Below are 24,470 nucleotides of genomic sequence, written 5' to 3' on the forward strand. Positions count from 1 at the left end.
ACCGGACATAAAACAATTGACGCTAGCTTCTGTTGTCAAATAGCCGTCAGACAAGAAAACTTTTTTTGATCAATGGAACGCAAATCGTGAATAAATACGTCGCTTGTTTTGCAATCGCCCTGTCAACGATGTCCACCGCATACGCACAGGGAACCGTCATTAAAGGAATGGACTTCGGTCCACTAGCCAAACTGGCCGGAACCTGGAGAACCGTTGCTGACGGCGGCCTCGATGTGGCGCCCGGTCAAGTGGGTTCCAAAGTAGGTACAGGCAATCCCGCAGTGGAACCTTATTACGAACAGTTGACCTTTGAACCCGCAGCGGATGCAACGAACGCCAGCGATCAATATCTGGTGGCAATGGCTTACACGCTGCAGGTGTTCCGAAAAAGGGACAACAAACAGTTCCATGACCAACGCGGCTATCTGATTTACGACAAGAAGAACCAGACTGTCTATGACTCATTTTGTATTCCCCGGGCGGTCTGCGTTGTGGCGGAAGGAAAAGCCGGCGATAAGATGACTCTAACGTCAAAATCTCACGGGGTAGCTGAATCTCAGTACATGCTGAAGAACGACGCGACAAGTGTTTTCTCGATCACGTTCGACATGACCGGAGATGCATTGAAGTACGCGCAAGAAACGCAATTACATGTGTACGGCAAGTCGTTCACTCACGTTGACTCTAGCACTCTCAGCAAGGCAAGCTAGTTCATCTCGCAAGTCCGCGTCTCGCCGCGACGCTGTCCGGCAACGCGCGGTGAGCGATTGCACTGACAACTGCGTAAAAATAACTTCATGTTCCGGCAGCTCACCTTTTAGGCTGTACGGGCTACATTGGCTCGTCCGCAAACTTTCTTTAACTCATGAGAATAGTGACCGGGCGCAGGCACGAAACGGCGACGGGTCGGAAGCTTCTTTCCCGAATCCGCCGACGCTCAACATCGCATACATCCAATCGCCCCCCCCGGCTATTGATCGATTGCGTCAGTCTGATCCGGTCACCGTTCGGCATTAAGCTCGGCACCCCGAAAAACCGTCGACATAGCCGGACGAAGGCTCTCGGCTGCTGTCAACCAACGACAGGCCGTTTCAACCGTGTTCTCAGCTCCAGCGCGGCTCGACGACTGCGCACCGGAGTCACACTGCGGCGCATCCACATCATGAAAAACATCAGATTAACCTATCTGCTTTTGCTGACAGGGCTGGCCCTGCTCTGGCTAATTGCTGAAACTTCATTGCCCGGGTCGCATGGATTCCGCGCCTTGCAACTGTCAGTGATCAACTTGACTGGCATTCTCGCGATCGGCTGCATGAGCTCGGGCATCGTTATAGCAGTCCGGCCGACCAGCATGGAGCGCTTTCTCGGCGGGCTGGACAAGATGTACCGACTGCACAAATGGCTCGGTATCAGCGCACTGGTGCTTTCCACACTTCACTGGCTGTGTGCAAAGTCTCCGAGCTGGCTAATCGGCCTGGGGTGGATGCAAGGGCCGTTGCGCGAGCGCGGCTTGTCACCATCGGTCGCGCCGTCAGCCTTTGTCCAGATTCTAGATGCGCAGCATGGGCTCGCGAAAGGGATTGGCGAATGGACGTTCTATGCAACGGTTGCAATCATCGTCGTTGCATTGCTGAAAGCCTTTCCTTACCGGCATTTCTTCAAGACACATCGGTTGCTGGCAGTTGCGTACCCGTTGTTAGCGTTCCATGCGGTGGTACTCATGAAGCACGGCTACTGGACCACGGCGATTGGACCAGTAATAACACTGCTGATTATTTTGGCCATGATGGCCACGTCCGTCTCGCTGCTGCGCCGTATCGGACGAACGCGACAAGCAGCCGGGCATATCGAGGAGCTTGTGCATTACCGGGAGATGCGGGTACTCAGCATCGTCATCAAACTCAAGGACCGCTGGTTGGGTCATGCCGCCGGACAATTTGCCTTCGTCACCTTCGACGCGCACGAGGGTGCGCATCCGTTCACAATCTCCTCGGCGTGGCACGACGACGGCAAAGTGCGCTTTCATATCAAGAGCATTGGCGATTACACCGTGCAATTGCCCGCCGTTCTGAAGACTGGCGCCCGAGTCAGCGTTGAAGGGCCCTATGGCCGCTTCGACTTTCGCAGCGACAAACCAAGACAGATCTGGATCGCCGGCGGAATTGGAATAACCCCATTTCTCGCGCGAATGCGAGCGCGAGAGCGTCATTCCGATAAACGCGCAGTGGACCTGTTCTATAGCACTAACGCGATGGACGACGAGTTCGTCCGCGAGGTGAGTCAACTGGCAATGGCCGCCAACGTGCGCCTTCACGTACTGATTAGCGGCAAGGACGACCGCCTGACCGGGCAGCGCGTGCGTGAGATCGTGCCCGACTGGATGTCCTCCGACGTCTGGTTCTGCGGGCCAGCGAGTTTCGGCCAGAACTTGCGGCACGATCTGGTTGCGCGTGGATTAGCGCACGAAGACTTCCATCAGGAGCTATTCGACATGCGCTGATTTGGATTGGCGGTCAGAAGGATAAGCGGCCGTGCTGACTAAGGTCGCGGAACAGGCCGAGATTCGCGTGCTGAAGACGGATTCACAGACGCCGGCTTATGCCGACACAAAGCCAAGGTACCGAAGAATGCGCATGCGGCAGCAAAGCTCAACCACCAGGCAGGTGCCGCATTGTCGTGCGTTGCGTGGATCAATGCTGTGGAGATTGCCGGCGTGAAGCCGCCGAATAGCGCAGTCGCGGCACTATAAGCAAGCGAAAAACCCGCAACGCGCACCTCCGATGGCATCACTTCCTCAAGGGACGCGACCATTGCACCGTTGTACATACTGTAGAGGAACGAAAGCCAAAGCAGCACTGCTAGCATTCTGCCGAATGTCGGCGCGTCGGCCAGAAACGAAAGTGCGGGGTACGCGGTGGCGAGTGCAAGCACAGTTGTCGACAGCAGCAGCGGTCGGCGCCCTACCCGGTCCGACAAGGCACCGCTAACCGGCAGCCAGATAAAGTTGGACAGGCCGACATAGACGGTCACGAGCAGGCTGTCCGCCGTGCCCAAGCGCAAGGCCGTCTTGCCGAATGTCGGTGCATAGACAGTAATGAGGTAAAAGCTGGTGGTGGTCATGGCTACCTGCATCGATCCAGCTACCACGACCTTCCAGTTAGCGGCCAAGGTGCGGATCACATCGCGCATCGCTGGTCGAGTCTCGCGCCTCTTGAATTCCTCGGTTTCCTCGAGCTTGTATCGCAGCATGAACACGAACGGCACAACCAGGCAACCGACGAAGAATGGAATACGCCATCCCCATGCTTCGACCGCCGCCGCATCCATCAGTCGGTTTAGCGCAAACCCGAGACTCGCTGCGACGACGATCGACAATTGCTGGCTGGCTGACTGCCAACTGGTATAGAAACCCTTCTTTCCTGGCGACGCCAATTCCGCAAGGTAAACAGAAACCCCGCCCAGCTCGGCGCCCGCCGCGAAGCCTTGGAGCAAGCGGCCAATCAACACGAGAGCCGGCGCCAGGAGCCCAATCGTCGAGTACCGAGGCACGAACGTTATCAGTACGGTACCGCTGGCCATGAGGCCAAGCGTCATGATAAGGCCCTTGCGCCGACCGACGTCGTCGATGTAGGCGCCAAGAAATACCGCTCCAAGCGGGCGCATCAGAAACCCGGCCCCGAATACGGCAAATGTGGAGATTAACGAAGCAAACTCGCTATGCAGTGGAAAGAAGGTGGCGGCGATCTGCGTGGCGTAAAAGCCGAAGAGAAAAAAATCGAATTGCTCGAGAAAATTACCTGCTGTCACGCGAAAGATGGCGATAATCGGCGACTGTCGGCGGTGGGGGTCAGTTGAGTTGGACTGCATGGATTGTCTCCAAGGAATTGCGATCTCCCGTTTTGTTGGCGTTTTTCAGGTTTGGCCATCGTCGTTCGGGCACGACCAAAGACGTAGTGAATCGGCGCGTATGCGATATCACGACGTTCATACTGAGTTGCCGGGCAAGCCGGATAGCCGACCGCTTGGGTACCAAACGTGTAAACAGGCTGCTGACCAGCGTAGTCTGCTGCCGGTATCGGCTTGCTACCCAAACGATGAAAACTAGTTAATCTCTTTGCGCGCCAAAGCTGCCGTGGGCCGTACGTCGGTGATCGGGTACGGTGCTCAACTTCGCAAAGAGCGCTCGCTTCAGAGCAGTGCCTTGCGCGCCGCCAGCAATGGTGCCCGGCATAGCACTTGAACAGTGCAACGAGCGGCAGCGTTGAGGATCTCGAGGGACAGCGATCGGCCGTCAGGCGAGAACGCGATGCGCGGCGGGCGCAAGTTGCGCTTGCAGCGCCGCGGATTCATATCGCTCGAATGGAAATACGGGCAGGTCTTGCCGCCGGCTTGAGTCGTCGCCACATTAAAATTTTTTAATGTGCGGGCGAAAGTCCTGAAATGGGACCCGCACTAAGCTGCAACATGCCTCTGCCACGCGGGAATTCTTAGGATAGTCTCGTGCCTAAAGAAAGTTTCATCGAAGCATCGCGCTCTTTCAGACAGCCGGGGTTTTACGCGCGCAATAATGGGCGAGGACAATCTATCCTGGGAACACGCAATGCCACAAGCCATGAGCCTGGAAGTCGTCAACGAACACGGAAAACCCGCGGTACGCATGGGTATTGGACATGCAGCGGTGCTTCTGGACGCAGAAGACATCGACGGAGTGATTCACCGCCTGAGCTACCTGCGTGCGGGAATGCACCCCGATATTCCCCTGCAGCCGTCCCGACAGCAGCAGTTTGTACTGGAGATGGACCCATGCTGGCATACCGAAAAGCACCCGCTGTATGACGGCGCAGTACTGATCCTTCGGCATAGCGGGTTGGGATGGACCGGATTCGCATTACCGACGCACAGCCTCGCACAACTGCGCGAAGCGATAACCCAGCATCTGGCGGCCCTCGACCAGGAACATTGCATGCCGAATTAGCGCATCTCGCGCTGCTCTGTTGGACGCGAACCGAGGAAAGACAATGTCAAAAGTGTTGACCATAGAAGATGACGAGATGACTGCGCGCGAAATCGTGCGAGAGCTAAATGATCGTGGCTTCACGGTGGATTGGGTTGCGGACGGCCGCGAGGGAATGGCGCGCGCGTTCAGCGACGAGTACGACGTCATCACCCTCGACCGCATGCTACCGGGCGCCGACGGGTTGACGATACTGAAAACAATGCGCGGCATCGGCATTCAGACGCCTGTGCTCATGCTGAGCGCGCTGGGCGACGTCGACGAACGCATTCGCGGCTTGCGCGCCGGCGGCGACGACTATCTCACCAAACCCTTCGATGCCGACGAGATGGCAGCACGTATAGAAGTGCTGCTACGCCGCCGGCAAGTGCAACCGGCACAATCCGAGGCAACCTTGCGAGTCGGTCCTCTCGAACTCGATCTGATCGCACGCACGGTTAAACGCGACGACAAAGAGATCGTGCTGCTCCCTACCGAATATCGTGTACTCCAATACATGATGCGCCATGCAGGTCAGACAATCACCCGCACGATGTTGTTCGAAGCAGTATGGGGCTATCACTTCGACCCGGGCACCAATCTGATCGATGTCCATATGGGCCGCCTGCGCAAGAAAATCGATCCGCCTGGCGCACAACCATTGATCCAGACCGTACGCGGTTCAGGATATTTACTAGGCTAGCGGCATCTTGAACGACCCCGCATTCTCCTCGCAGCCGGCGCTGAGCGGCCGCTGGCATTCAACGACCTTGCGCATTGTGACGGTCTACGCGGCGATCTTCTCTGTCTCCCTCATGCTGCTGTTAGTGCTGGTGGAACGTTCGGTCACGTTCGTCATGGACCGCGAGACCGATGCAGTCCTCCACTGGCAATTGATCTATTTCGATACCACGCCCGTCAGCAGTCTCGCCGACGCCGTTCGTCAGCGTTCCGAACACGAGCGCATGCACCCCAACTTTTACGGCCTGTTTGCTTCCGACGGACGGCATCTGGCTGGCGATATACTCGTGCGCCCGCCTGGTGTTCCCGTTAATCGCGTGGGTATGACGCTCGGAGACAAACTCGCCCTCGGAGGCAACGAAACCGCCCCTATGGTTCGCGTCATGGCCGCCCAGCGTACGAACGGCGACACACTGGTGATCGCGAGAGATCTTACCCATGTCTTGCGCATACGGGAGACTATGGTCGTTGCGCTGATCGGCGGTGGTCTTTTTTGTCTCAGCGCGGGCGTCATTGCCGGACTAGCACTGAGCGTCAGACAGGTTCGACGCCTGAAAGCGATCCGCCGCGTGACCCAACGTATTGCGCAACGCGGCGATCTCGGACAACGTCTGCCGACCGGGGGACGCGATGAAATCGATATGCTTGCTCAACTGGTCAACCACATGCTTGCCGAAGTCGAAAGGCTGATGAACGAGGTGAAAGGAACCTGTGACGGAATCGCTCACGATCTCAGAACGCCTCTTAGTCATATACGCACGTCCCTGCTGCACATTGACGAGCGCATAGCCGGACTACCGGACGCGGAACTGAACAAGCTAGTCAATGACGCGCGGCGCGACACGGATGCGCTGCTGGAGCGTTTTCGTGCGATGCTGCGTATCTCCGAAATCGGAAGCTTGCAACGCCGCGGCGGTTTCGAGGAACTGCAACTGGCCTCGCTTTTGACGGAAGTCGGCGAACTATTTGAACCGCTGGCCGAGAGCCGGTCGATCGGCGTCGTCACACACATTGCGAACGTCGGTACGACGCATGCGGACCGCGCGTTGATTTTTGAAGCTCTCAGTAATCTGCTTGACAACGCGATCAAGTTCACGCCGGATGGGGGCACCGTCAAGCTCGAACTCATCCGGACGTCGCGTGGCCCGCAGATCGATGTCATCGACAGTGGTCCTGGCATTCCGGCGGATGAACGCAACGCGGTCCTGCAGCGCTTTTATCGCAGCGACAGGACGCGACATCTGCCGGGTTCCGGTCTCGGGCTGAGCATCGTCTCGGCAGTCGTAAACCTGCATGACTACTGCATGCAGATTAGCGATGCGAACCCGGGCACACGCGTGACGATTCAGTGCTGGACCAAAACATTGACATGACCGATTTTCTCAATCAACTCCTCGCACTCGACAGTTCATGCGTGTCCTACTAGTTATCGGTACACAACCGGAAGCCGCCTGGCTTCACAAAGCCCTGATCGAGAGCGCGCACAGCCTCGAGGAGGTCGACGATTTGAAGGATGCGATCTTCCTCGCAGGGCAAGAGCGCTTTGACGCAGTGATTGTCATGGCGACAGACGTTCCGCCGTATGCCTGCCTGCTAGCTGCCCTACCCAAACTCGCAAGCGAAAGCCGCGGTGCACCGATTATCGTGGCGCTCGGTGCGGCTCACGCAAAGGAAAGGACGCAGGTACTGCGAGCCGGTGCTGACGCCTGCTTCTGCCACCCGCTGTCTTTCATTGAATTGCATGAGCGCATGCATGCATTGCGGCGCGTTAGCCCTGATGCGGTCCAACGGGAGGGACAGGTGCCCGTTTGTCCCACATTCGATACCGCCACGCGGGAGTTGGTGCTGGGCGGACAGCGGCTCTGTCTAACACGCCGCGAATCCATGCTGCTCGAATGCCTGCTGCGCCAGCCGAATCGGCCTGTGTCACGATCCGATCTGATCCGCTATGCGTGGCCTGATCACGATGACGTTGCTACTTCGAGCGTCAATCTTGTGATATCGCGTCTGCGTCGCAAGCTCGCACCGCATCATCCCGATGTACACATCGATACGTTAAAACGCTACGGCTATCAGCTCACGCTGACGAATGGTTGACGAAAGTTGCCGGTCGATCCGACACATAGCGGCTTTCCCCCTTCTTTCCCGCTTCTTTCCGTCTTCGTATGCCGCTGACTGTACGCTTCCCGAGCAAGGGAAGCGCACTCCCTATGATCCACCAAAGTAGACGTTGCAATAGCTTGGTGGACCGACACATTGGTCGGCGGTCTTCGTTGCTTCCAACGCGCACCCGGACAGGAGAGCGCTAGCAACGGTCGCCAGAATCAAGGCCACGCGGAATTTCGTGGATCGGCTTCGATTCATCTCGGCTCCAGATTACAAGCGTTTATAAGGCACGAGTCTCAGCCAACGACGTCATCGTGCCGCCGTTGGCCAAGCGCTTTGCTACGTTACGGGTGCGCATAGATCGTCGAGTTCAGGTAAGCAAGTTGCCCATCCTGCTCGGCGTGCACCAGTTCCTGATAGACCTGAGCGCGGGTCTTCGGCGCAACCGGTTGACCATATGGCGGCACCCATTGGCCACTGGCCGCGCCCGCCGATGTGACATTTGACGCGACCTGAGCCGCCTGACTGCTCATCTGCGTGCCACCCGCGGAACCGGCCGGAGCCGACTGTGCAAAGGCCGTTGCGGCCGACAGTGTTCCAGCGATAACGATCGCCAATGTGATCCGTTTCATTTTCTGATCCTCAACATTTAGGTTAATTAGCCGGTCGCTGCGCGTTATGCCTCGCGAGAACCGGTTGAGGATCAGCATAACCAGCCACCTTTATCGGATGACTAGCTGAACGGTGAAAATTAGTTTATCGGAGACATTGTGTGCGATCACGAATCGCCGAACCCGTGTGGATCGAAAAATTAAACGAATTTCATCTAATCGATCGCTTTTTATCATCCGCGGCCAATCGTGTCCGAATACATTCCCGCCAGTCGCTCGCATCGAGGCGCGAACTCGCGCCCGAAAAACGCGGCAGACCTATCTATCTCCAGGAGAAAACACATGAATAAAGCATTAGCAACAACCTGTGCGGCGCTAGCGGCGGCTTTGGCGACAGCCGCGCACGCTCAGAGCAATGTCACTCTCTACGGCACGCTCGACACGGCTATCGACTATGTGAGTAACCAGAAGACAGCCAACGGTCAGGGACATAACAATTGGATGATGGCGAGCGGCAATCTCAACGGTGACCGCTGGGGGCTGCGTGGCACCGAAGACCTGGGCGGCGGCTTACACGCGGTGTTCGATGTGGAGAACGGATTCAACATCGCCAACGGCAAACTGGCTAATGGCGGAGACGTCTTCGGGCGGCAGGCGTGGGTGGGATTGTCGAGCAACACGTGGGGCACAGTGACCATGGGGCGCCAATACGACTTCCTCGTCGACTTTGTCGCGCCCTTGTCGGCAACCGGCTCCGGCTTCGGCGGAAATCTCGCGGATCACCCATTCGATAACGACAACCTGGCTAACGACTTTCGCATGAACAATGCGGTCAAGTACCGCAGCCCGGATTACCACGGTTTCAAGTTCGGCTGGGCTTACGCATTCAGCAATGCGGCTGGCGGCTTCAGCAACAATAACGCATTTAGCGCCGGCGCCGCATGGTCGCGCGGGCCGGTCGACCTGGCAGCCGGATATTTTCAAGGTAATCATCCAGGCGGCGTCGACGCGCCCACCAACACAGGCGGTGCGATCAGCAGCAGTGACGGCGACGCGATGCTGACGGGCGCGCGTCAACGCATCCTCGGCGCAGCGGGCCGTTACGCATTCGGGGCCGCTACCGTCGGCCTAGTCATCACGCGCACGATCATGGACGACCCAGCTCAAGTCGCGCAAGGCGGTACGTACGTCGCTCTAGAGGGGGACCTCTTGACGTTCACCAACTACGAACTGAACGCACGATATGCGCTGACGCCGGCCCTGAGCCTAGGCGGCTCTTATACCTTCACCGATGGGCATTTCAGCAGCGCGAGTGGCGTCGCATCGCCCAAATGGAATCAGGTGATGCTGCAAGCCGACTATGCGCTGTCGCACCATACAGACGTCTATCTTGAAGGGGTCTATCAGCATGTGTCCGGCGCCAGCGGCATACCGGCGCTCGGCAACGCTTCGATCTTCACGCTGGCACCGTCAGCAGGCAATCAGCAGACCGTGGTCGCAATGGGCCTACGCCACCGCTTCTAGACATCTGTCTTTAACTCGCGTTGTGCATGACGAGCAGGACGCATCGCCGCGAATCGCTGCAAACCGCTGCGAGGCATCCTGTTCTGCGACACGTGACTGTTCACTTGGTCGTTGTGGACGTCGGCGTGTCGGCGGGTTCGTTGCCCCATCCACCTCCCAACGCGTCTATCAGTGCAGCGGAGGCGATCAACTCGCGAGTTTGCAAATCCAGCACCAACGTTTGCGTTTCGAGTTCCATTGCCTGCGCAGTGACGACATCCAGATAACTCACGACGCCATCGCGGTAACGCGACATCGACAACTCGAGCGTACGCTGCGCAGCCGAAAGCGCGCTTCCTTCTTTCGCAGACTCGTTGCCCAGGTAATGCAACTGCGAAAGCTGATCTTCCACCTGCTGTACCGCCAGCAGCACCGTGGCCTTGTACTTTTCACCATTTTCCGCCAGCTTGGCCTGCGCCTGGCGTGTGACGGCCGCTCGCCGGCCGCCGTCGAACAAGGTCATCAGCAGGCTCGGACCGATCGACCACATCTCGTTAGGCGCTGCCAGCCACGGGGATAAAGTTGTGCTTTGATAACCGCCGTCAAGACCTAACGACACATCCGGGAAAAAAGCTGCTTTGGCGACGCCGATCTGCGCGTTCGCCTGGGCGACGTGGCGCTCGGCAGCCGCAATATCGGGCCGACGTTGCAGCAGCGCGAGAGGCACTCCAGCTGGGATCGACGGCAAATACGTCGGGGCGACGGCGGGCGCTAGAGAGAATTTTGAAGCCGCTTCACCCGCAATAGTCGCGATCGCATGCTCGTACAAGGCCCTTCGTGCCGACACATCTTCAACTGACGCCCTTGCCGATTCAAGTTGGGTTTGAGCACGAGACACATCGAGATCGGATGCGATACCCCCGCCGTGCCGGCTTTCAGTCAACTGCAATGCATGCTCATAGGTGCGAACGGTATCCGCCAGGAATTCCTGCTGTCGATCGAGACCACGCAGATGGAAATACGCCTCAGCAAGCTTTGCCTGCAAACTCAATCGCAATGACTCGATGTCGTACTGGCTCGCCTGCTCCGCCGCCTTGCCCGCGGCAACCTTATTGCGCACCTTTCCCCATAGATCGAGGTCATAGTTGAGGCCGACATCGACAGTCGCCGAATTGTAGAGCGCGGGTTGATTAGCGCCCCTCAATGGCCGGTTGTCGGACTGACGCGAGCGGGAGACCTGCGCATAAGTGCCGATGGTGGGAAAGAGGCCAGCACGAGCCTGGTCCAGATACGCTTGCGCCTGGTCATGCCGAGCGATCGCCGCGGCCAGGTCGGGGTTAGCGCTGGCCACCTTGCTTTCCAGTTCATCGAGGACAGGATCGCGGTACACAGTCCACCACTCACCGCGCGGCATATGGTCGGCAGGCTCGGCAAGTTGCCATCCGCCGGCCTCTTTGAACGCGCTCGGCATGGCCGACGGCGGTACCTGATACGGCGGCGCGAACGAACACCCGCTCACGAGCGCTGCGCCAATCAGAACCGTGCATATGCGACGCCTAACCATGACTGCGCTCCGCTTCATTGTGCTGTGTCAGCGCGGTCGTCGCGGATGTCGAAGCAAGTCGCACTGGATCGCCGTTTGCAAGCGAATCAGGCGGGTTGTCGATCACCCGGTCGGTAGCAGTCAAACCCGATGCAATCACAATCGTGGTACCCAGATCGGTCGCGACGCTCACCGGCTTCAGCATTGCGTGATTGCCCGGACCGACCACCGCCACTTGCAAACCGCTTTCCCGGAACATCAGCGCGCTAGCAGGAATTGTCATCGCATGCTTGTCCGTGGGCAGTTCAAAATGAACTTCGGTATATTCGCCCGGGATCAGCACGCCGCTGGAATTGTCGACCGCCAATTGCACCAGCAGCGTCCCCGAAGAGGGTGTGATGGAGTCGTCCGTGTCGACAATCTTTGCGGAGAACTGCATGCCGGGGCGTTCAGGCACGGTCAGACTCGCGACCAGTCCGGGCCGGATCACGGCGGCTTCGTTCTGCGGCACGCTGACGTACACCCGCAGTTGCCGCGCGTCGGAGACGGTGAACAACTCCGGTCCGTTGCCGCCGCCCGCGTTGATCAACGCGCCGACATCGGTCTTTCGCGCGGTCACGACTCCATCGAAAGGTGCGGTGATCCGTTTGAACGATTCAAGCGCTTCCAGCCGTGCAACATTCGCCTGGTTCGCTGCGACCATTGCCTGCTTTGCCGCAAGGTCGCTGGTCTTTTCGTCTGCTTCCTGCTGCGATACGGAGTCCTGCTGCAGCATCTCGGTCCACCGGCGCGCCGTGGATGCCGCGAGCGTTTCGTTCGCCTGCGAGGTATGCAGATCCGCGCGTGCCTGCGCGAGTTGCTGATCGAGATCGGGTGTATCGATTTCGCCCAGCAACTGTCCGGCCTTCACGTGCGCGCCAATGTCCGCATACCAAGCATGCAGATACCCGGACACGCGCGCATAGATCGGCGCCTTCACATAGGCCGACAATTGACCTGGCAAGACCAGCGCCTGCGCAGAACTATCATGCAACGGCGGGTTGGCGACGACCGTTGGAATCGCCTGCGCAGCCGACCATTTGGCCATCTGCTCCTTTGCATGAATGCGCGTTGCGATGCCGGTCGCTGCAACCGCTGCGGCAACCAGCAGTGCGACAACTCCTGTGAGTTTGAGAGGTCGCAGCCGCCGCGGCGCTGCTATGTCGATGTCAGTTGACATGGATGACTCCAGGTTCGGAAGGTGAATGATCGTGTGAGTCGTGTTCTCCCGGTCCAGCGTCAGGCGGGGCGGCATCGCGCCGATGCACGAGACTGAAGACGACCGGAACGAACAGCAAGGTGGCGCAGGTCGCGCAGATCAGGCCGCCGATAACGGCTCGTCCGAGCGGCGCGTTCTGCTCACCACCGTCGCCGAGACCCAGCGCCATCGGAGCCATGCCGATGATCATCGAGAGTGCTGTCATTAACACAGGACGAAACCGCGAGAAGCCCGCTTCGAAGGCCGCCCGCAGGGCGTCGTGAGTCACCGCGAGCCGTTCGCGTGCAAAGCTGACGACCAGCACGCTATTTGCAGTTGCCACACCCATGCAAAGAATCGCGCCAGTGAGCGCCGGCACCGACAGCGGCGTGTGCGTCGCAAACAGCATCCACACGATGCCAGCCAGCGCCGCAGGCAACGCTGAGATGATGACAAATGCGTCGCCCCACGAATGGAAGTTGACGACGATCAGCAGATAGATGAGCACGATGGCCCCGACGAGGCCAAACAGCAGCCCGGTGAATGCGCTATTCATAGTCTGCACCTGACCGCGCAGTGTGACCGTCGAGCCTTTGGGCACATCTTTCGCTGTGGCACGCACGATGCCGTCGATGTCGCTCGCGACCGCACCCAGATCGCGACCCTGCGGAGTGGCGTAAATATCAAACAGCGGCTCGATGTTGTAGTGCGATACCACCGCGCTGCCGACGCCGCGCGCGATACTCGCGACACCGCCGAGCAATTGCGAGCGGCCACTTGCGTCTGTTACCGGGAGATTCTCGAGACTGGACAGCGATGCCATCCAGTATTCGGGGGTTTGCGCGACAATCGGGTATGAAACCCCGTTCGTTGGATTGAGCCAGTACGTGGGCGCTACCTGGCTCGTACCGGCGAGTGTTGCAACGACGGAGTCCGTCACATCCTCTTCGCTGATACCGAGTCGTCCCGCGTGAGAGCGGTTCACCGCGATGGTGAACTGCGGATAAGTGACCGCCTGCTGGATACGGCTATCGGCAATACCGGAGACCATCCGCACCCGTCGCAACAGTTCGTTCGCGTACCGATGATTCCCGGCCTGGTCCGGCCCGGCGACTTGCAGATCGATCGGTGCCGGTGCGCCGAAATTCAGGATCTGGCTAACGATGTCCGCCGGTAAGAAAGAGAAAGTCGTACCCGGAAACATGTGCGGCAGCACTTCGCGCAGCTTTGTCACATATTGAGCTGTTGGCGCGTGATTCTCGCCTAGCGAGATCATGATGTCGCCGTCCTGCGAACCGATGGTGCCGCTGTTGTTGTATGTCAGGTTGATACCGCTGACTGGCAGGCCAATATTGTCCACCACGCTGCCGAGTTGACCCGGCGGAATAACCTGGCGAATGGTGTTTTCAACGTGATCGAAAATACTTGCCGTATTTTCGATGCGTGTCCCAACCGGCGCGCGCACATGCAAGGCAATCTCGCCCGCGTCGATGTCTGGAAAGAAGTTCCGTCCGAGCCACGGTGAAAGTAGGAAAGACACGCATACGACGGCCAGTACGCCGACCACAAAGCGCTTCGGGTGCGTCAGCACAAGGCCGAGAAGCACACGGTACACACCTCGCACGCGTTCAAAGCATTGCTCGAAGCCGCGCTGGAAGCGCACGAACGGATTGCGCGACGTTGGACGTATGGACATGCTGCCGTGAGAGTCGATTATCGCTGCGAGTTCACCGCTTGCATGCCCGCCCGACGCATGCGGCGCGAGCAGGTACTGCGCCATCATCGGCACAAACGTGCGCGACAGAATGAACGAAGCGATCATCGCAAACATCACGGCTTCGGCCATCGGCACGAAAAGGAACCGCGCAATGCCGTCGAGCAACAGCATCGGAACGAACACGATGCAGATGCACAGCAATGAAACCAGTGCTGGCGTGACGATCTGCTGCGCGCCGTCCATGATCGCCCGCTGCACGTCTTTCCCCTGTTCCAGGTGCCAGTTGATGTTCTCAATGGTGACCGTGGCGTCGTCGACAAGTATTCCTACTGCGAGCGCGAGCCCGCCTAGCGTCATCACGTTCAGCGTCTCGCCCATCGCGGAAAGCGCCGCCACTGCCGCAAGCAAGGCTAGCGGAATCGACGCCGCGATGATAAGCGTCGAGCGCCAACTGCCGAGGAAGAGCAGGATCATGGCGGACGTGAGGGCCGCTGCAATGACGCCTTCACGCACCACGCCGCTCACGGCACCCTTGACGAACTGTGATTGGTCGCCCATCGTGACCAGCTTCAATTGCGGGGGAAGCGAAGCTTCGACGAGCGGCAGTTTCGCCTTGACGCCAGAAATGATGTCGAGTGTCGAAGCGGACCCGTTCTTCAGGATACTCATTAGCACCGCGCGGCGGCCGTCCACCCGGACAATATTGGTTTGCGGCGGATATCCGTCCCGTACATGCGCGACATCGCGAATGTAGATTGTCGCGTCGCCGTCCACTTTCACAGGTAGCGCATTCAACTCGTCGAGGTCTACTGGACTATTATTCAGCTTGACGTTGTACTGGAATGCGCCAACCTTCTGCGTGCCGGCAGGGATGATCTGGTTCTGCCGGGCAAGCGCCGCAGCGACGTCTTCTGCCGACAGCTTTCTCGCCTGCAACGCTTTGGGATCAAGGTCAATCTGCACCTCTCGCGTCTTCCCGCCGTATGGAGTCGGAATAGCGACGCCGGGCACACTCAGCAATTGCGGGCGAATCGCGTTTGTCGCATAGTCAGCCAGTTGCTGCTCGTCGAGTGTGTCGCTTGTCAACGCTAACTGCAAAACTGGAACAGTCGATGCGTTGTAGTTGAGAATCTGCGGCGGAGTCGTGCCGGGTGGCATCTGCTTGAGCACAGTCTGCGAGATCGATGTGACCTGGGCCGTCGCGGTCCGGATGTCGACCGTTGGCTGGAAGAATATCTTGACGATGCCGTATCCCGTGAACGACTGCGATTCAATATGCGCAACATCGTTCACTGTCGTACCGAGCGTGCGCTCGTAATAAGTAACGATTCGACCCGCCATGTCGTCAGGCTGTAGCCCCGTATAGCTCCATACGACGCTGATCACCGGAATGCGTATGTCGGGAAAAATGTCCGTCGGTGTGCGCAATGCCGATAAAGGGCCCAAAAGTAAAATCAGCATCGCGAGCACGATGAATGTATAGGGCCGCGTCAACGCCAGCCTGACCAGTTTCAACATCGGAACAGCTCCATTCAGGAAAGCGCATGGTCATCGCGCGTATGCATCGGTATACGATCGAGGCATGAAACGCCTGTTTATGAGGGGATTCTGAACGCGGAGCGCTAACAGAGTCCTACCTCGAACATTAAGGAAGTTTTAGTTCACGAGACTCGTATGAACCGGATCTGGAGATAAAGCTGAGAGGTCTGGGACGCTTCTATGCATTGCCGCCGCTGGAGAGCGTGCGACTGCCGCTCTCCAGCCGCCCCATGTACAGTGTTCGGGGTGGTGGCACTACGAACAGACAGCCGCGTAGCGCTTAAAGCGCGGCTCGGCGACATCCGAATTGCCGCGAAGAACTGATGCCCGTTACGCACCAGGCTACGTCAGCAGCTATCAGGTGCCGCACGGAGGGTGCGACGAAGCCCCATCAAAACGACGGCCTCCAGTTCACGCGACGGCCTTAAGGAACGACGCACCATCCATAATGCGATAGTGGTCCACCGCAAAGTCTACGAAACTCCGCACCCTTCTTGACAATAGCCCGGGCGACGAATACAACGCGCACAGATTTCTCGCGCCGCTGCCGACATTGAATTCTTTAAACAGCTTGACCAGTGCCCCGCTTTGCAATTCCGGTTCAACTATCGAACTTGGTAACAAAGCGATCCCAAGGTCGTGCATGCACGCGGACTTTAGCATCGCATAGCTGGAAGACGCGATCCCGGCAGATGCGGTGACGCGTGAGACCCGGTTGCGATCCAGGAATTCCCAGCAACGAGCCCCGGTCCCTGACCGGTATAACAGCGTGTGCCGGGTGAGATCCGATGGGAGATTCGGCGTGTCGTGGCTGGACAGGTACTGGGGCGACGCGACGACAACTTGCGGAATGCGCAGCAGTGGACGGCAGACGAGCGCTGAACTGAATCGCCCAGGATCGTCCGAGAAGCAGACGTCAAAACCACCTTCGACCATATCGATATGGACATCGAAAGTAGTCACCTCGAAAGAGACGCCGGGATGCAAGTCCCGGTAGGACGCAACCAGTCGTACGAGCCCGCCGTCAGCGAACGTTGCGACGCTCGCAATCCGCAGTGCCCCGCGCAACTCCCGGGTCGACTGAACCAGGGACGTCTCCATTTCGTCCAACTGTTCGATGATTGCGCGACAACCCTCAAGGTAATCGCGACCGGCCTCCGTTAGCGACAGCGTGCGGGTGGTCCGGTTGATCAAGCGGGTGTGCAGATGAGCTTCCAGTAAGCCAATGCTGCGTGTGACCGATGCCGCTGATAGGCCCAGTTGTCTCGCGGCCAGATTGAAGCTGCCGAGGCCGACCACCCGGGTGAAGACACGCATCGCCTGAAGCTGATTCATGATGCAATGGTCCATGGTTGAACGATGGATACATCATTGCTTACTGCCCTTAAAGTGCTCGCTCCACGTTTGTGAAGCCTTTTTTAGTTTTGCCTCGCTATCACCAACAAAAATAGTAAGTCAAGCGGGGGGCAGCCAAATACAACGACTCGCGCTGCCGCATCACGCCTGGATCCGGGCACTTCCGCGCCGGGAACAGTTCACGCGTTTTGTTCGACTTTCCTGAATGCTCGGTTTCATTTTCTTGTGAACGATAGTCAATTCTCGCTACCTAGACTCGGTTGCCTTTCAAAGCGAGTGGCCGAAATTGCGTAGGCAATTTTTCGGTCAATCGTCTGCGGCTCCCTGGCAAATATCATACGGACAACTCTTAAATTGCGAGCGAAAATGAAAAAGACGAACTTGACGTGGGCAGCTTTGGCCTCCTTGATGCTGGTCACCGGCGTAGCGCACGCACAATCAAGTGTGACGCTCTATGGGCTTCTTGATGAGGGTCTCAACTTCACGAGCAACGCAAACGGACACGGCACCTATCAAATGAAAAGCGGAGACACGTACGGCAGCCGTTGGGGCTTGCGAGGCAATGAAGATCTCGGTGGTGGCCTGAAGGCGGTGTTCAAGCTGGAAAGCGGCTTCGATACGAACGGTGGGCAGGCAGGCCAAGGTGGCCGTCTGTTCGGCCGCCAGGCATACGTCGGATTGTCGTCCGATCAGTACGGTACCCTCACCTTCGGTCGTCAGTACGATACCAGCGTCGACGACCTCGGCTTCGCCGGCCTTACCGCAGCCGGAAATTATGCCGGCGATGTCAACTCGCATCCGTTCGACAACGACAACGCAGACTGGGATTTCCGCGTCAACAACGTTGTCAAGTACGTGAGCCCGACATACCGCGGCCTGACTGGTGAAGCGATGTACGGTTTCAGCAATCAGGCGGGCGGGTTCGCGAACAACCGCACCTGGGGTGCCACGTTGAACTACCAGAACGGTGGTTTGACGATGGCGGCGTCCTATCTGAAGCTCGACAACCCCGGCGGCAACTCAAGCGGTTCAGTTGCCACCGACGTGCTGTTTGCCGGTTCGTCGCAGCAGGATATCGGCGTGGCTGCGTCTTACCGCTTTGCCCATTCGCTGGCCGCACTCGCCTATTCACATGTCGACGTGTATGACCCGACTTTCAACGCGTATTTCGCGTCACAGGGTGGACCCTCGGGCGGCACATGGAATTCGTGGAAATTCGACAACTTCGAAGCAAATGAGCAGTACTTCTTCCGACCAAACCTGTGGCTCGGCGCAGCTTACACGTTTACGGTCGCCCATCTTCACTCGACGAGCGGTTCCTTTACTCCGAAGTGGCATCAGTTCGGTCTCACGCTCGACTACGACCTGAGCAAGAGCACGTCGGTCTATGTGCAAGGCGCCTACCAACACGTCGTCAGCGCGCATACCGGCACTGACTTCGACTTTTCTCAAATCCCCGCCGCAGCCGGCATGTCTAGCAGCGAGAACCAGATGGTCTATCGCGTCGCCATGATTCATCGCTTCTGACGTGGTACGCCACCGCGTGCGCTGCAAATGATAAAGTTTGGCCCAGCGCTCCACGGAGCGCTGGGCGGAGTATCGTGCCAGCAATTCACTGCCGGTAAGCGGGGATCGACCGGCGCCTCCGCATCATGCGGATATCTATTGTCCCGGCGTGCCACCGCGTTCAGCTGCGCCGCAGCGCCACCGCCGCTTGCCAACCGGTGCGCGCTTCGACCCACTCCGCCAACATCAGCAGATCCAGGTCCCCGTGAGCGGCGCCCACTAGTTGTGCGCCAAGCGGCAAGCCCGCAGGTCCGAACCCCACCGGCACAGTCACGGCCGGCACCCCGAGAAAGGTCCACGGCGCGCAGAACGCCGCGTCGCCCGTATAGTCGAGCCCGCGCGGCGGTTCACCGGTGGCCGGCGCGACCAGCAGTGCATCGAGTGCCAGCGCGCCGGTGAGCCAGTCGTGAAAGCGGTGCGCCATCGGCATCTGCGCCGCCTTGATACTCGCGTAGACGGTCGCGGGCAGCTTGCGGCCCTCTTCGACGAGGCCGCGCATTGCCTCGCTCACCAGCTCGGGTGTGCGATCGACCAGTTCGCCGTGCGTGATCGCGGCTTCAACCGACATCAGTTTCAACGCATGCGCAGGCGTTTCGAAGATCTCGGCTGGCAGATCGACTGTGACGATCTCGGCGCCGTCTCGTGCCAGTTGAGCCGCGAGCCTGTCGAGCGCGGCCTGCTGCGCCGGCTCGATTGCCCCGCCGGCCTGTTTGGACAGCACGCCGATGCGCCGCGTCCCCGTGCCGCGCGCCGCAACATGGGCAGCGGACGGAACATGCGAGACATGCGGATCGGCGGCGTCCACGCCAGTGACAAGCGCCAGTGCATAAGCCACGTCCGCGACGCGTGTTGCAAACATGCCGACGTGGTCCAGCGACCACGCCAGCGGCAACACGTCCGTGCGCGCAATCGCACCGTAAGTCGGCTTGAAGCCGACGATGCCGCAGTACGCCGCCGGCCGTATCACCGATCCCTGCGTCTGGGTGCCGAGCGCGAGCGGCACGATCCCCGCCGCGACGGCCGCCGCCGAGCCGCTCGACGAACCGCCCGGCGTGAACGCGTCATTCCACGGGTTGACGGTCGCGCCCGGCTTACGCCACGCGAACTCGGTCGTCACCGTCTTGCCGACAATCGACGCGCCCGCCGCACGCAAACGCGCGACTACCCACGCATCCCGCTCGGGCCGCCGTCCTTTGTAGGCGAGCGAGTTGAATTCGGTCGGCATGTCGGCGGTATCGATCACGTCCTTTACCGCGACTGGTACGCCCGCCAACGGCGAGGCGACATCCGCGGCATTGACAGGCGCGGCGTCCGGCAAATAACAGAACGCATGCAACGACGCCTGCGATTTGCACGCCGCCTCGTAAGCCTGCGTGGCGTACTGCTCGAGTCTCGCCTCGCCCGAGGCCACTTCGGCGCGAATCTGCGAGATGGACGGAATCGGCGCAGCTTTTGAAGAAGAAGAGAACATGGTCATGTAAGCGTCGCGAACGGTGTCAACGGTGTGAGCGGTGTTATTTCGCGGCAAGCGCCGGCTGGATGTAATTCTGCACGATGAACCTGTCGTAGTTCGGCTGCTGCTTCAGATTGCCGAGGGCGATCTGCGTATCCATCGCGACAGTCAGCGCTTTCGGCGTGATGCTGACGTTCTTCGGGTACACGCCTTCGTCGAGCATACGCTTCACCGCTGCGTCGACCACTGCGGCGTCGAGAGTCGGAAATTCCTTGCGCGCGATGGCCGCCGTTTCCGCAGGATGACTCTGCATGTAGAGCAGCGCGTTTTGCAGCCCCTTCACGAACCGTGCGGCTGCATCCGGATCGACGCTGCGCTTCGCGGAGATTGACGAAAACGCGTATTCGCCATAGAGCTTCGGAAAGCCGAGCACGACTTTCATGCCCTTAGCGACAGCCTGATCGAGACCGGGCTCATACATCACCGCGATCTTCGCCTGGCCGGCAACGAGCGGTCCGATCTCCGAGCCGAGCGGCACCTGAATCAGCTTCACGTCGCTTTGCGACATGCCGTTCTCCTTCAGCAGCTTGAAGAACAGCGACGTGCTGGTGGTCGGCATCTGTCCCGACACGACCACCTGATCTTTCACGTCCTTGATGCCGCTGAACTTCGCATCCGGCGCAACGGCGATCCAGACCGCCGCACCGTTCACGACATTCGCGATCACATCGACATCGGCGCCCTTTTCCGCGGCCACGGCCGTCCACTCCGGACCGTGTAGCGAGAAGTCGGCGCTGCCGGACAGCACAGCCGAAAGCGCCGCGCTCGGACTGCCCGCCGTCTGCTTGGTGACGTCGAGTCCCGCCTTCTCGAAGAATCCGCCGTCTATCGCCACATAGAGCGGCAAATAGAGCATCGACTGGAACGCCTGCGAAATAGTCACTTTCTTTCCGTCGGCCAGTGCCGGTGTTGAAACGCCTGCAATGCTCAATGCCAAAGCGGTCGTAAGCGCGACGAGCGCCTTTCTTGCGGTGAATGCCATCGTCTGTCCTGTCATGAAGTGGTTGGACTGCCGGAATGCGTTAAACCTTGAGCGTGGTGGTATTCGACGCCTGCCGCCAGGGCAGCAGTTTGCGTTCGAGCATGTCGATCAGAAAGTACAGGACGAAGCCGATCGCCATGAGCACGAACAGCCCCTCCCACACAGTGTTGAGGTCATACAAACTGGACGCGGTGAAGATCATGTGTCCGAGGCCCTTCTCCGATGAGATGAATTCACCCACCACTGCGCCCACCAGACCGAAGCCGACGTTGATGCGAAACGTGGAGATCACGTAAGGCAGCGTGAACGGCACCACGACTTTCATGAACACGTCGTTCTTGTTCGCGCCGAGCGTGACGAGCAACGCCTGCAGGTCGGGATCGGCGTCCTTGGCCGCTTCATATGCGGCAATCAGCGCAACGATCGCGGTCAGCGAAATGGCCAGCGCAACTTTCGAGATGAGTCCGGTGCCGAACCACAGAATCACGATGGGTGCAAAAGCAATCTTCGGCACACTGTTGATCGCGACGATAAACGGCTCGATGAGCCGCGCGACGAACGGCGAATACCACAGCGCGAGTCCGCATACCGACCCGACTGCGGTGCCGAACACGAAGCCGAGAATTGCTTCAAAAAGCGTATAACCGGTGTCGATGAAAAGCTGATGCGATTGCACGTCGCGCAAGAGCGCCGCGAGTATTTTTGAAGGCGAGCCCACAAGGAAATTCGATACCCAGCCCACGCGCGCCGCGCCTTCCCATATCGCAAAGAACGCCACTACCGCCGCGAGTTGCAACAGCGAACGCCCCCAGCCGCTGTCGAGCACGAAGCGCGCGCGGGGCTTCGCTATGCGTTGTGCAGGCGCCGGTTTATTGATGGAAGCGGATTGCGTCATGCTGCTTTCACCTCCGTCTGAATGTCGAGCTCGCCGCATAACGCGTGAAAGTACCCGGCGAAGTTCGGGTCGCTGCGTGCACCGATTGGCGAGCGAGCGGCTATGTCGATGTCATAGATCTTCTTCACCTGCGAAGGCCGGCCGCCCAGTACAACGACGCGCTTCGACAAGGCCACCGCCTCGTCGATGTCGTGCGTGACGAGTACGACTGTCTTGTGAAACGTCTCGACGGCCTCCATCAGCACGCCTTCCAGATACAGGCGCGTCTGGTAGTCGAGCGCCGAGAAAGGCTCGTCCAGCAGAATGATGTCGGGATCGTTAATCAGCGTGCGGATCAGCGCCACGCGCTGACGCATGCCGCCTGACAGCATGCGCGGATACGCATTCTCGAAGCCGGCGAGCCCATACGTATTGAGGTATTCCATCGCCATGTCGCGTGCTTGCGCAGCCGGCATCTTCGAGAGCTCCGGCCCGATCAGCACGTTTTGCAGCACGGTGCGCCACGGCAGCAGCAGATCGCGCTGCATCATGTAGCCGACCTTGCCGCGCAAGCCATCGACGCTTTGCCCGCGATAGACAATGTCGCCGCTATCCGCTTCGAGCAGGCCGGCGATCACGTTGAACACCGTGGTTTTGCCGCAGCCCGAGGGCCCGATGATGCTGACGAAATCTCGCTCGTGGATATCGAAGGTCAGACCGCCGAGCACGTCGACGGAACCGAGTTTGTTCGGAAACGATTTACGGATATTGCGTAACGCAAGCTGAACGGACATGTCTGTTCCTCGACGACGTTTCTGAGTGCATTTCGACAAAGCGATTGAAATCACGCGCTCTGCTGTGCCGCCAGAAAGCGCCGGCGCATCGGTTTGAGCACCGCAATGGCAAGCAGTGCGGTCGCGATGTCGAGCGTGATCGCGGTCGAAAACACCGGCACCCAGCTTCCCGCGTGCTGATGCATCAACGCCGCGAGCGGGCCGCCGAAAATAGAACCGATCCCTTGCGAGATATAGAGCCAGCCGTAATTCTCGGTGGCGTGCCGCGTGCCGAACGTGTCGGTGAGCGTCGACGGAAACAGCGAGAAGATCTCGCCCCAGCCGAAGAACACCACGCCCGACAGCAGCACGAACAGCACGGCGTTATCGCGCGTGAGCAGCCATAGCGCCATGGCCACACCTTCGAGCGCGAAGGCAAAAAACATCGTGTTCTCGCGCCCCATTCTGTCCGACACCCAGCCGAACAGCGGTCGCGTGAGTCCGTTCGTGAAGCGGTCGATCGTCAACGCCAGCGGCAACGCCGCCATGCCGAACACGAGAACCTTGGTTACGCCGAAGTCGGCGGCGAAGGTGGCCATTTGCGAGGTGACCATGAGACCCGACGTTGACATCATGGTCATCATCGCGAACATCAGCCAGAAGATCGGCGTTTTCAACGTCTGCGAAGGGCGGAAATTGTTAACGGCAGGCGCGGAAGCGGAGCCCGGGGAAGCAGCGGTATCGTGCGTAGGCGGCACGCGCAAACCCTGTGAAGCAAGCAGGCCCACCACTGCGAACGCAATGCCGAAAATCCAGAGCGTCGCGTCGATGCCGCGCACTTGCAGCGACGTGGCGATCGGGAACGTCGTGACGATTGCGCCCATCCCATAGCCCGCCGCGACGGCGCCCGCCGCAAAGCCGCGATTGGTCGGGAACCAGCGCACCATCAGCCCCACCACGCCGACATACACAATACCGGTGCCGAGACCGCCCACCAGTCCATAAGTGAGGTAGAGCATCGGCGCGCTATGCACCTGTGAGGCCAGCACCCAGCTCAGGCCCGACATGACGGTGCCTATTGAAATCAGCATGCGTGGTCCGAAGCGGTCGATCAGCTTGCCCTGAAACGGCGAGAAGAACGTCTGCAATATGATCAGCAGCGAAAACGTGACCTGTAGTTCAGGCAGTGCAACGCCGAGTTTTGCGGCGAGCGGCTTGGTCATCAGCGTCCATACATACTGCGGACTCGAAATCGCCATCATGCAGACGAGACCGAGCCCGAGTTGCAGCCAACGATTGTGGGTCGCGCCCGACGAAACGGCGCCGGCTTCCGTCGACGCGATGGGTGGCAACGAAGATTGCAAACGTGTGGTCATGGTGACTCCATTACTAGGCGAATGTCTACCGGCGCCCGGC

At 59.1% G+C, this 24,470-nt stretch carries 19 protein-coding genes; 8 read left to right on the forward strand and 11 right to left on the reverse strand.

Annotation, left to right across the window (positions count from 1 at the left end; translation table 11 throughout):
• Positions 1-86: 86 nt before the first annotated feature.
• On the forward strand, positions 87-710 hold the full coding sequence (locus B0G73_RS36530) for a heme-binding beta-barrel domain-containing protein (protein ID WP_106285918.1): 624 nt from the start codon (positions 87-89) through the stop codon (positions 708-710).
• A gap of 452 nt (positions 711-1,162) precedes the next feature.
• Positions 1,163-2,500, forward strand: a complete 1,338-nt coding sequence (locus B0G73_RS36535; RefSeq protein WP_106285919.1) for a ferric reductase-like transmembrane domain-containing protein — start codon at positions 1,163-1,165, stop codon at positions 2,498-2,500.
• Between the two features lie 38 nt (positions 2,501-2,538).
• Here the strand turns inward: B0G73_RS36535 and B0G73_RS36540 are convergent, their stop codons facing one another.
• The gene (locus B0G73_RS36540; protein ID WP_106285920.1) at positions 2,539-3,867 is read right to left on the reverse strand and encodes an MFS transporter; all 1,329 of its coding nucleotides are present in this window, start codon (positions 3,865-3,867) and stop codon (positions 2,539-2,541) included.
• Between the two features lie 733 nt (positions 3,868-4,600).
• On the opposite strand from B0G73_RS36540, the gene B0G73_RS36545 reads away from it, so the two are divergent.
• Genes B0G73_RS36545 through B0G73_RS36560 form a run of 4 tightly spaced genes read left to right on the forward strand, consistent with a single transcriptional unit; the run spans position 4,601 to position 7,831 of the window.
• Positions 4,601-4,975: a hypothetical protein gene (locus B0G73_RS36545; RefSeq protein WP_106285943.1), complete on the forward strand. Its 375-nt coding sequence runs from the start codon at positions 4,601-4,603 to the stop codon at positions 4,973-4,975.
• A 43-nt stretch (positions 4,976-5,018) separates the two neighbouring features.
• The gene (locus B0G73_RS36550; RefSeq protein WP_106285921.1) at positions 5,019-5,696 is read left to right on the forward strand and encodes a response regulator transcription factor; all 678 of its coding nucleotides are present in this window, start codon (positions 5,019-5,021) and stop codon (positions 5,694-5,696) included.
• A gap of 7 nt (positions 5,697-5,703) precedes the next feature.
• Positions 5,704-7,107, forward strand: coding sequence for a HAMP domain-containing sensor histidine kinase (locus B0G73_RS36555; protein WP_106285922.1), 1,404 nt, complete (start codon positions 5,704-5,706; stop codon positions 7,105-7,107).
• 37 nt (positions 7,108-7,144) lie between these two features.
• Positions 7,145-7,831, forward strand: coding sequence for a response regulator transcription factor (locus tag B0G73_RS36560; protein ID WP_106285923.1), 687 nt, complete (start codon positions 7,145-7,147; stop codon positions 7,829-7,831).
• A 353-nt stretch (positions 7,832-8,184) separates the two neighbouring features.
• Here B0G73_RS36560 and B0G73_RS36565 read toward each other — a convergent pair whose 3' ends face one another.
• Positions 8,185-8,472, reverse strand: coding sequence for a DUF4148 domain-containing protein (locus B0G73_RS36565; RefSeq protein ID WP_106285924.1), 288 nt, complete (start codon positions 8,470-8,472; stop codon positions 8,185-8,187).
• 321 nt (positions 8,473-8,793) lie between these two features.
• Between B0G73_RS36565 and B0G73_RS36570 the strand changes: the two genes are divergently transcribed.
• The gene (locus B0G73_RS36570) at positions 8,794-9,975 is read left to right on the forward strand and encodes a porin (protein ID WP_106285925.1); all 1,182 of its coding nucleotides are present in this window, start codon (positions 8,794-8,796) and stop codon (positions 9,973-9,975) included.
• Between the two features lie 100 nt (positions 9,976-10,075).
• On the opposite strand, the gene B0G73_RS36575 is transcribed toward B0G73_RS36570, so the two are convergent.
• The 4 genes from B0G73_RS36575 to B0G73_RS36590 form a co-directional block, all read right to left on the reverse strand.
• Entirely contained in the window at positions 10,076-11,518 is a 1,443-nt protein-coding gene (locus B0G73_RS36575; RefSeq protein WP_106285926.1) for an efflux transporter outer membrane subunit, read from the reverse strand.
• The gene (locus tag B0G73_RS36580; RefSeq protein WP_106285927.1) at positions 11,511-12,716 is read right to left on the reverse strand and encodes an efflux RND transporter periplasmic adaptor subunit; all 1,206 of its coding nucleotides are present in this window, start codon (positions 12,714-12,716) and stop codon (positions 11,511-11,513) included. The genes B0G73_RS36575 and B0G73_RS36580 overlap by 8 nt, the downstream gene beginning before the upstream one ends.
• Entirely contained in the window at positions 12,706-15,969 is a 3,264-nt protein-coding gene (locus B0G73_RS36585; protein ID WP_106285928.1) for an efflux RND transporter permease subunit, read from the reverse strand. Before B0G73_RS36585 ends, B0G73_RS36580 begins: the two co-directional genes overlap by 11 nt.
• A gap of 432 nt (positions 15,970-16,401) precedes the next feature.
• Positions 16,402-17,325, reverse strand: coding sequence for a LysR family transcriptional regulator (locus B0G73_RS36590; protein ID WP_106285944.1), 924 nt, complete (start codon positions 17,323-17,325; stop codon positions 16,402-16,404).
• 387 nt (positions 17,326-17,712) lie between these two features.
• Here B0G73_RS36590 and B0G73_RS36595 point away from each other — a divergent pair, with 387 nt between their 5' ends.
• Positions 17,713-18,873 carry a porin gene (locus B0G73_RS36595; protein WP_106285929.1) on the forward strand — a complete coding sequence of 387 codons (1,161 nt, stop codon included), beginning with the start codon at positions 17,713-17,715 and terminating at the stop codon, positions 18,871-18,873.
• Between the two features lie 160 nt (positions 18,874-19,033).
• Here the strand turns inward: B0G73_RS36595 and B0G73_RS36600 are convergent, their stop codons facing one another.
• From B0G73_RS36600 to oxlT, 5 genes are read right to left on the reverse strand one after another with little or no spacing between them, the layout of a single operon-like run.
• A complete protein-coding gene (locus tag B0G73_RS36600) occupies positions 19,034-20,389 on the reverse strand; it encodes an amidase (RefSeq protein ID WP_106285930.1) in 1,356 nt (451 codons plus the stop codon).
• 37 nt (positions 20,390-20,426) lie between these two features.
• Positions 20,427-21,407, reverse strand: a complete 981-nt coding sequence (locus tag B0G73_RS36605; RefSeq protein WP_106285931.1) for an ABC transporter substrate-binding protein — start codon at positions 21,405-21,407, stop codon at positions 20,427-20,429.
• A gap of 40 nt (positions 21,408-21,447) precedes the next feature.
• The gene (locus B0G73_RS36610; RefSeq protein ID WP_106285932.1) at positions 21,448-22,302 is read right to left on the reverse strand and encodes an ABC transporter permease; all 855 of its coding nucleotides are present in this window, start codon (positions 22,300-22,302) and stop codon (positions 21,448-21,450) included.
• The gene (locus B0G73_RS36615) at positions 22,299-23,075 is read right to left on the reverse strand and encodes an ABC transporter ATP-binding protein (protein ID WP_020067518.1); all 777 of its coding nucleotides are present in this window, start codon (positions 23,073-23,075) and stop codon (positions 22,299-22,301) included. The genes B0G73_RS36610 and B0G73_RS36615 overlap by 4 nt, the downstream gene beginning before the upstream one ends.
• Positions 23,076-23,125: 50 nt before the next feature.
• Positions 23,126-24,430 carry an oxalate/formate MFS antiporter gene (oxlT, locus tag B0G73_RS36620; protein ID WP_106285933.1) on the reverse strand — a complete coding sequence of 435 codons (1,305 nt, stop codon included), beginning with the start codon at positions 24,428-24,430 and terminating at the stop codon, positions 23,126-23,128.
• Positions 24,431-24,470 lie beyond the last annotated feature (40 nt).

The organism is Paraburkholderia sp. BL25I1N1 (genome assembly GCF_003002025.1).
Classification (GTDB): domain Bacteria; phylum Pseudomonadota; class Gammaproteobacteria; order Burkholderiales; family Burkholderiaceae; genus Paraburkholderia.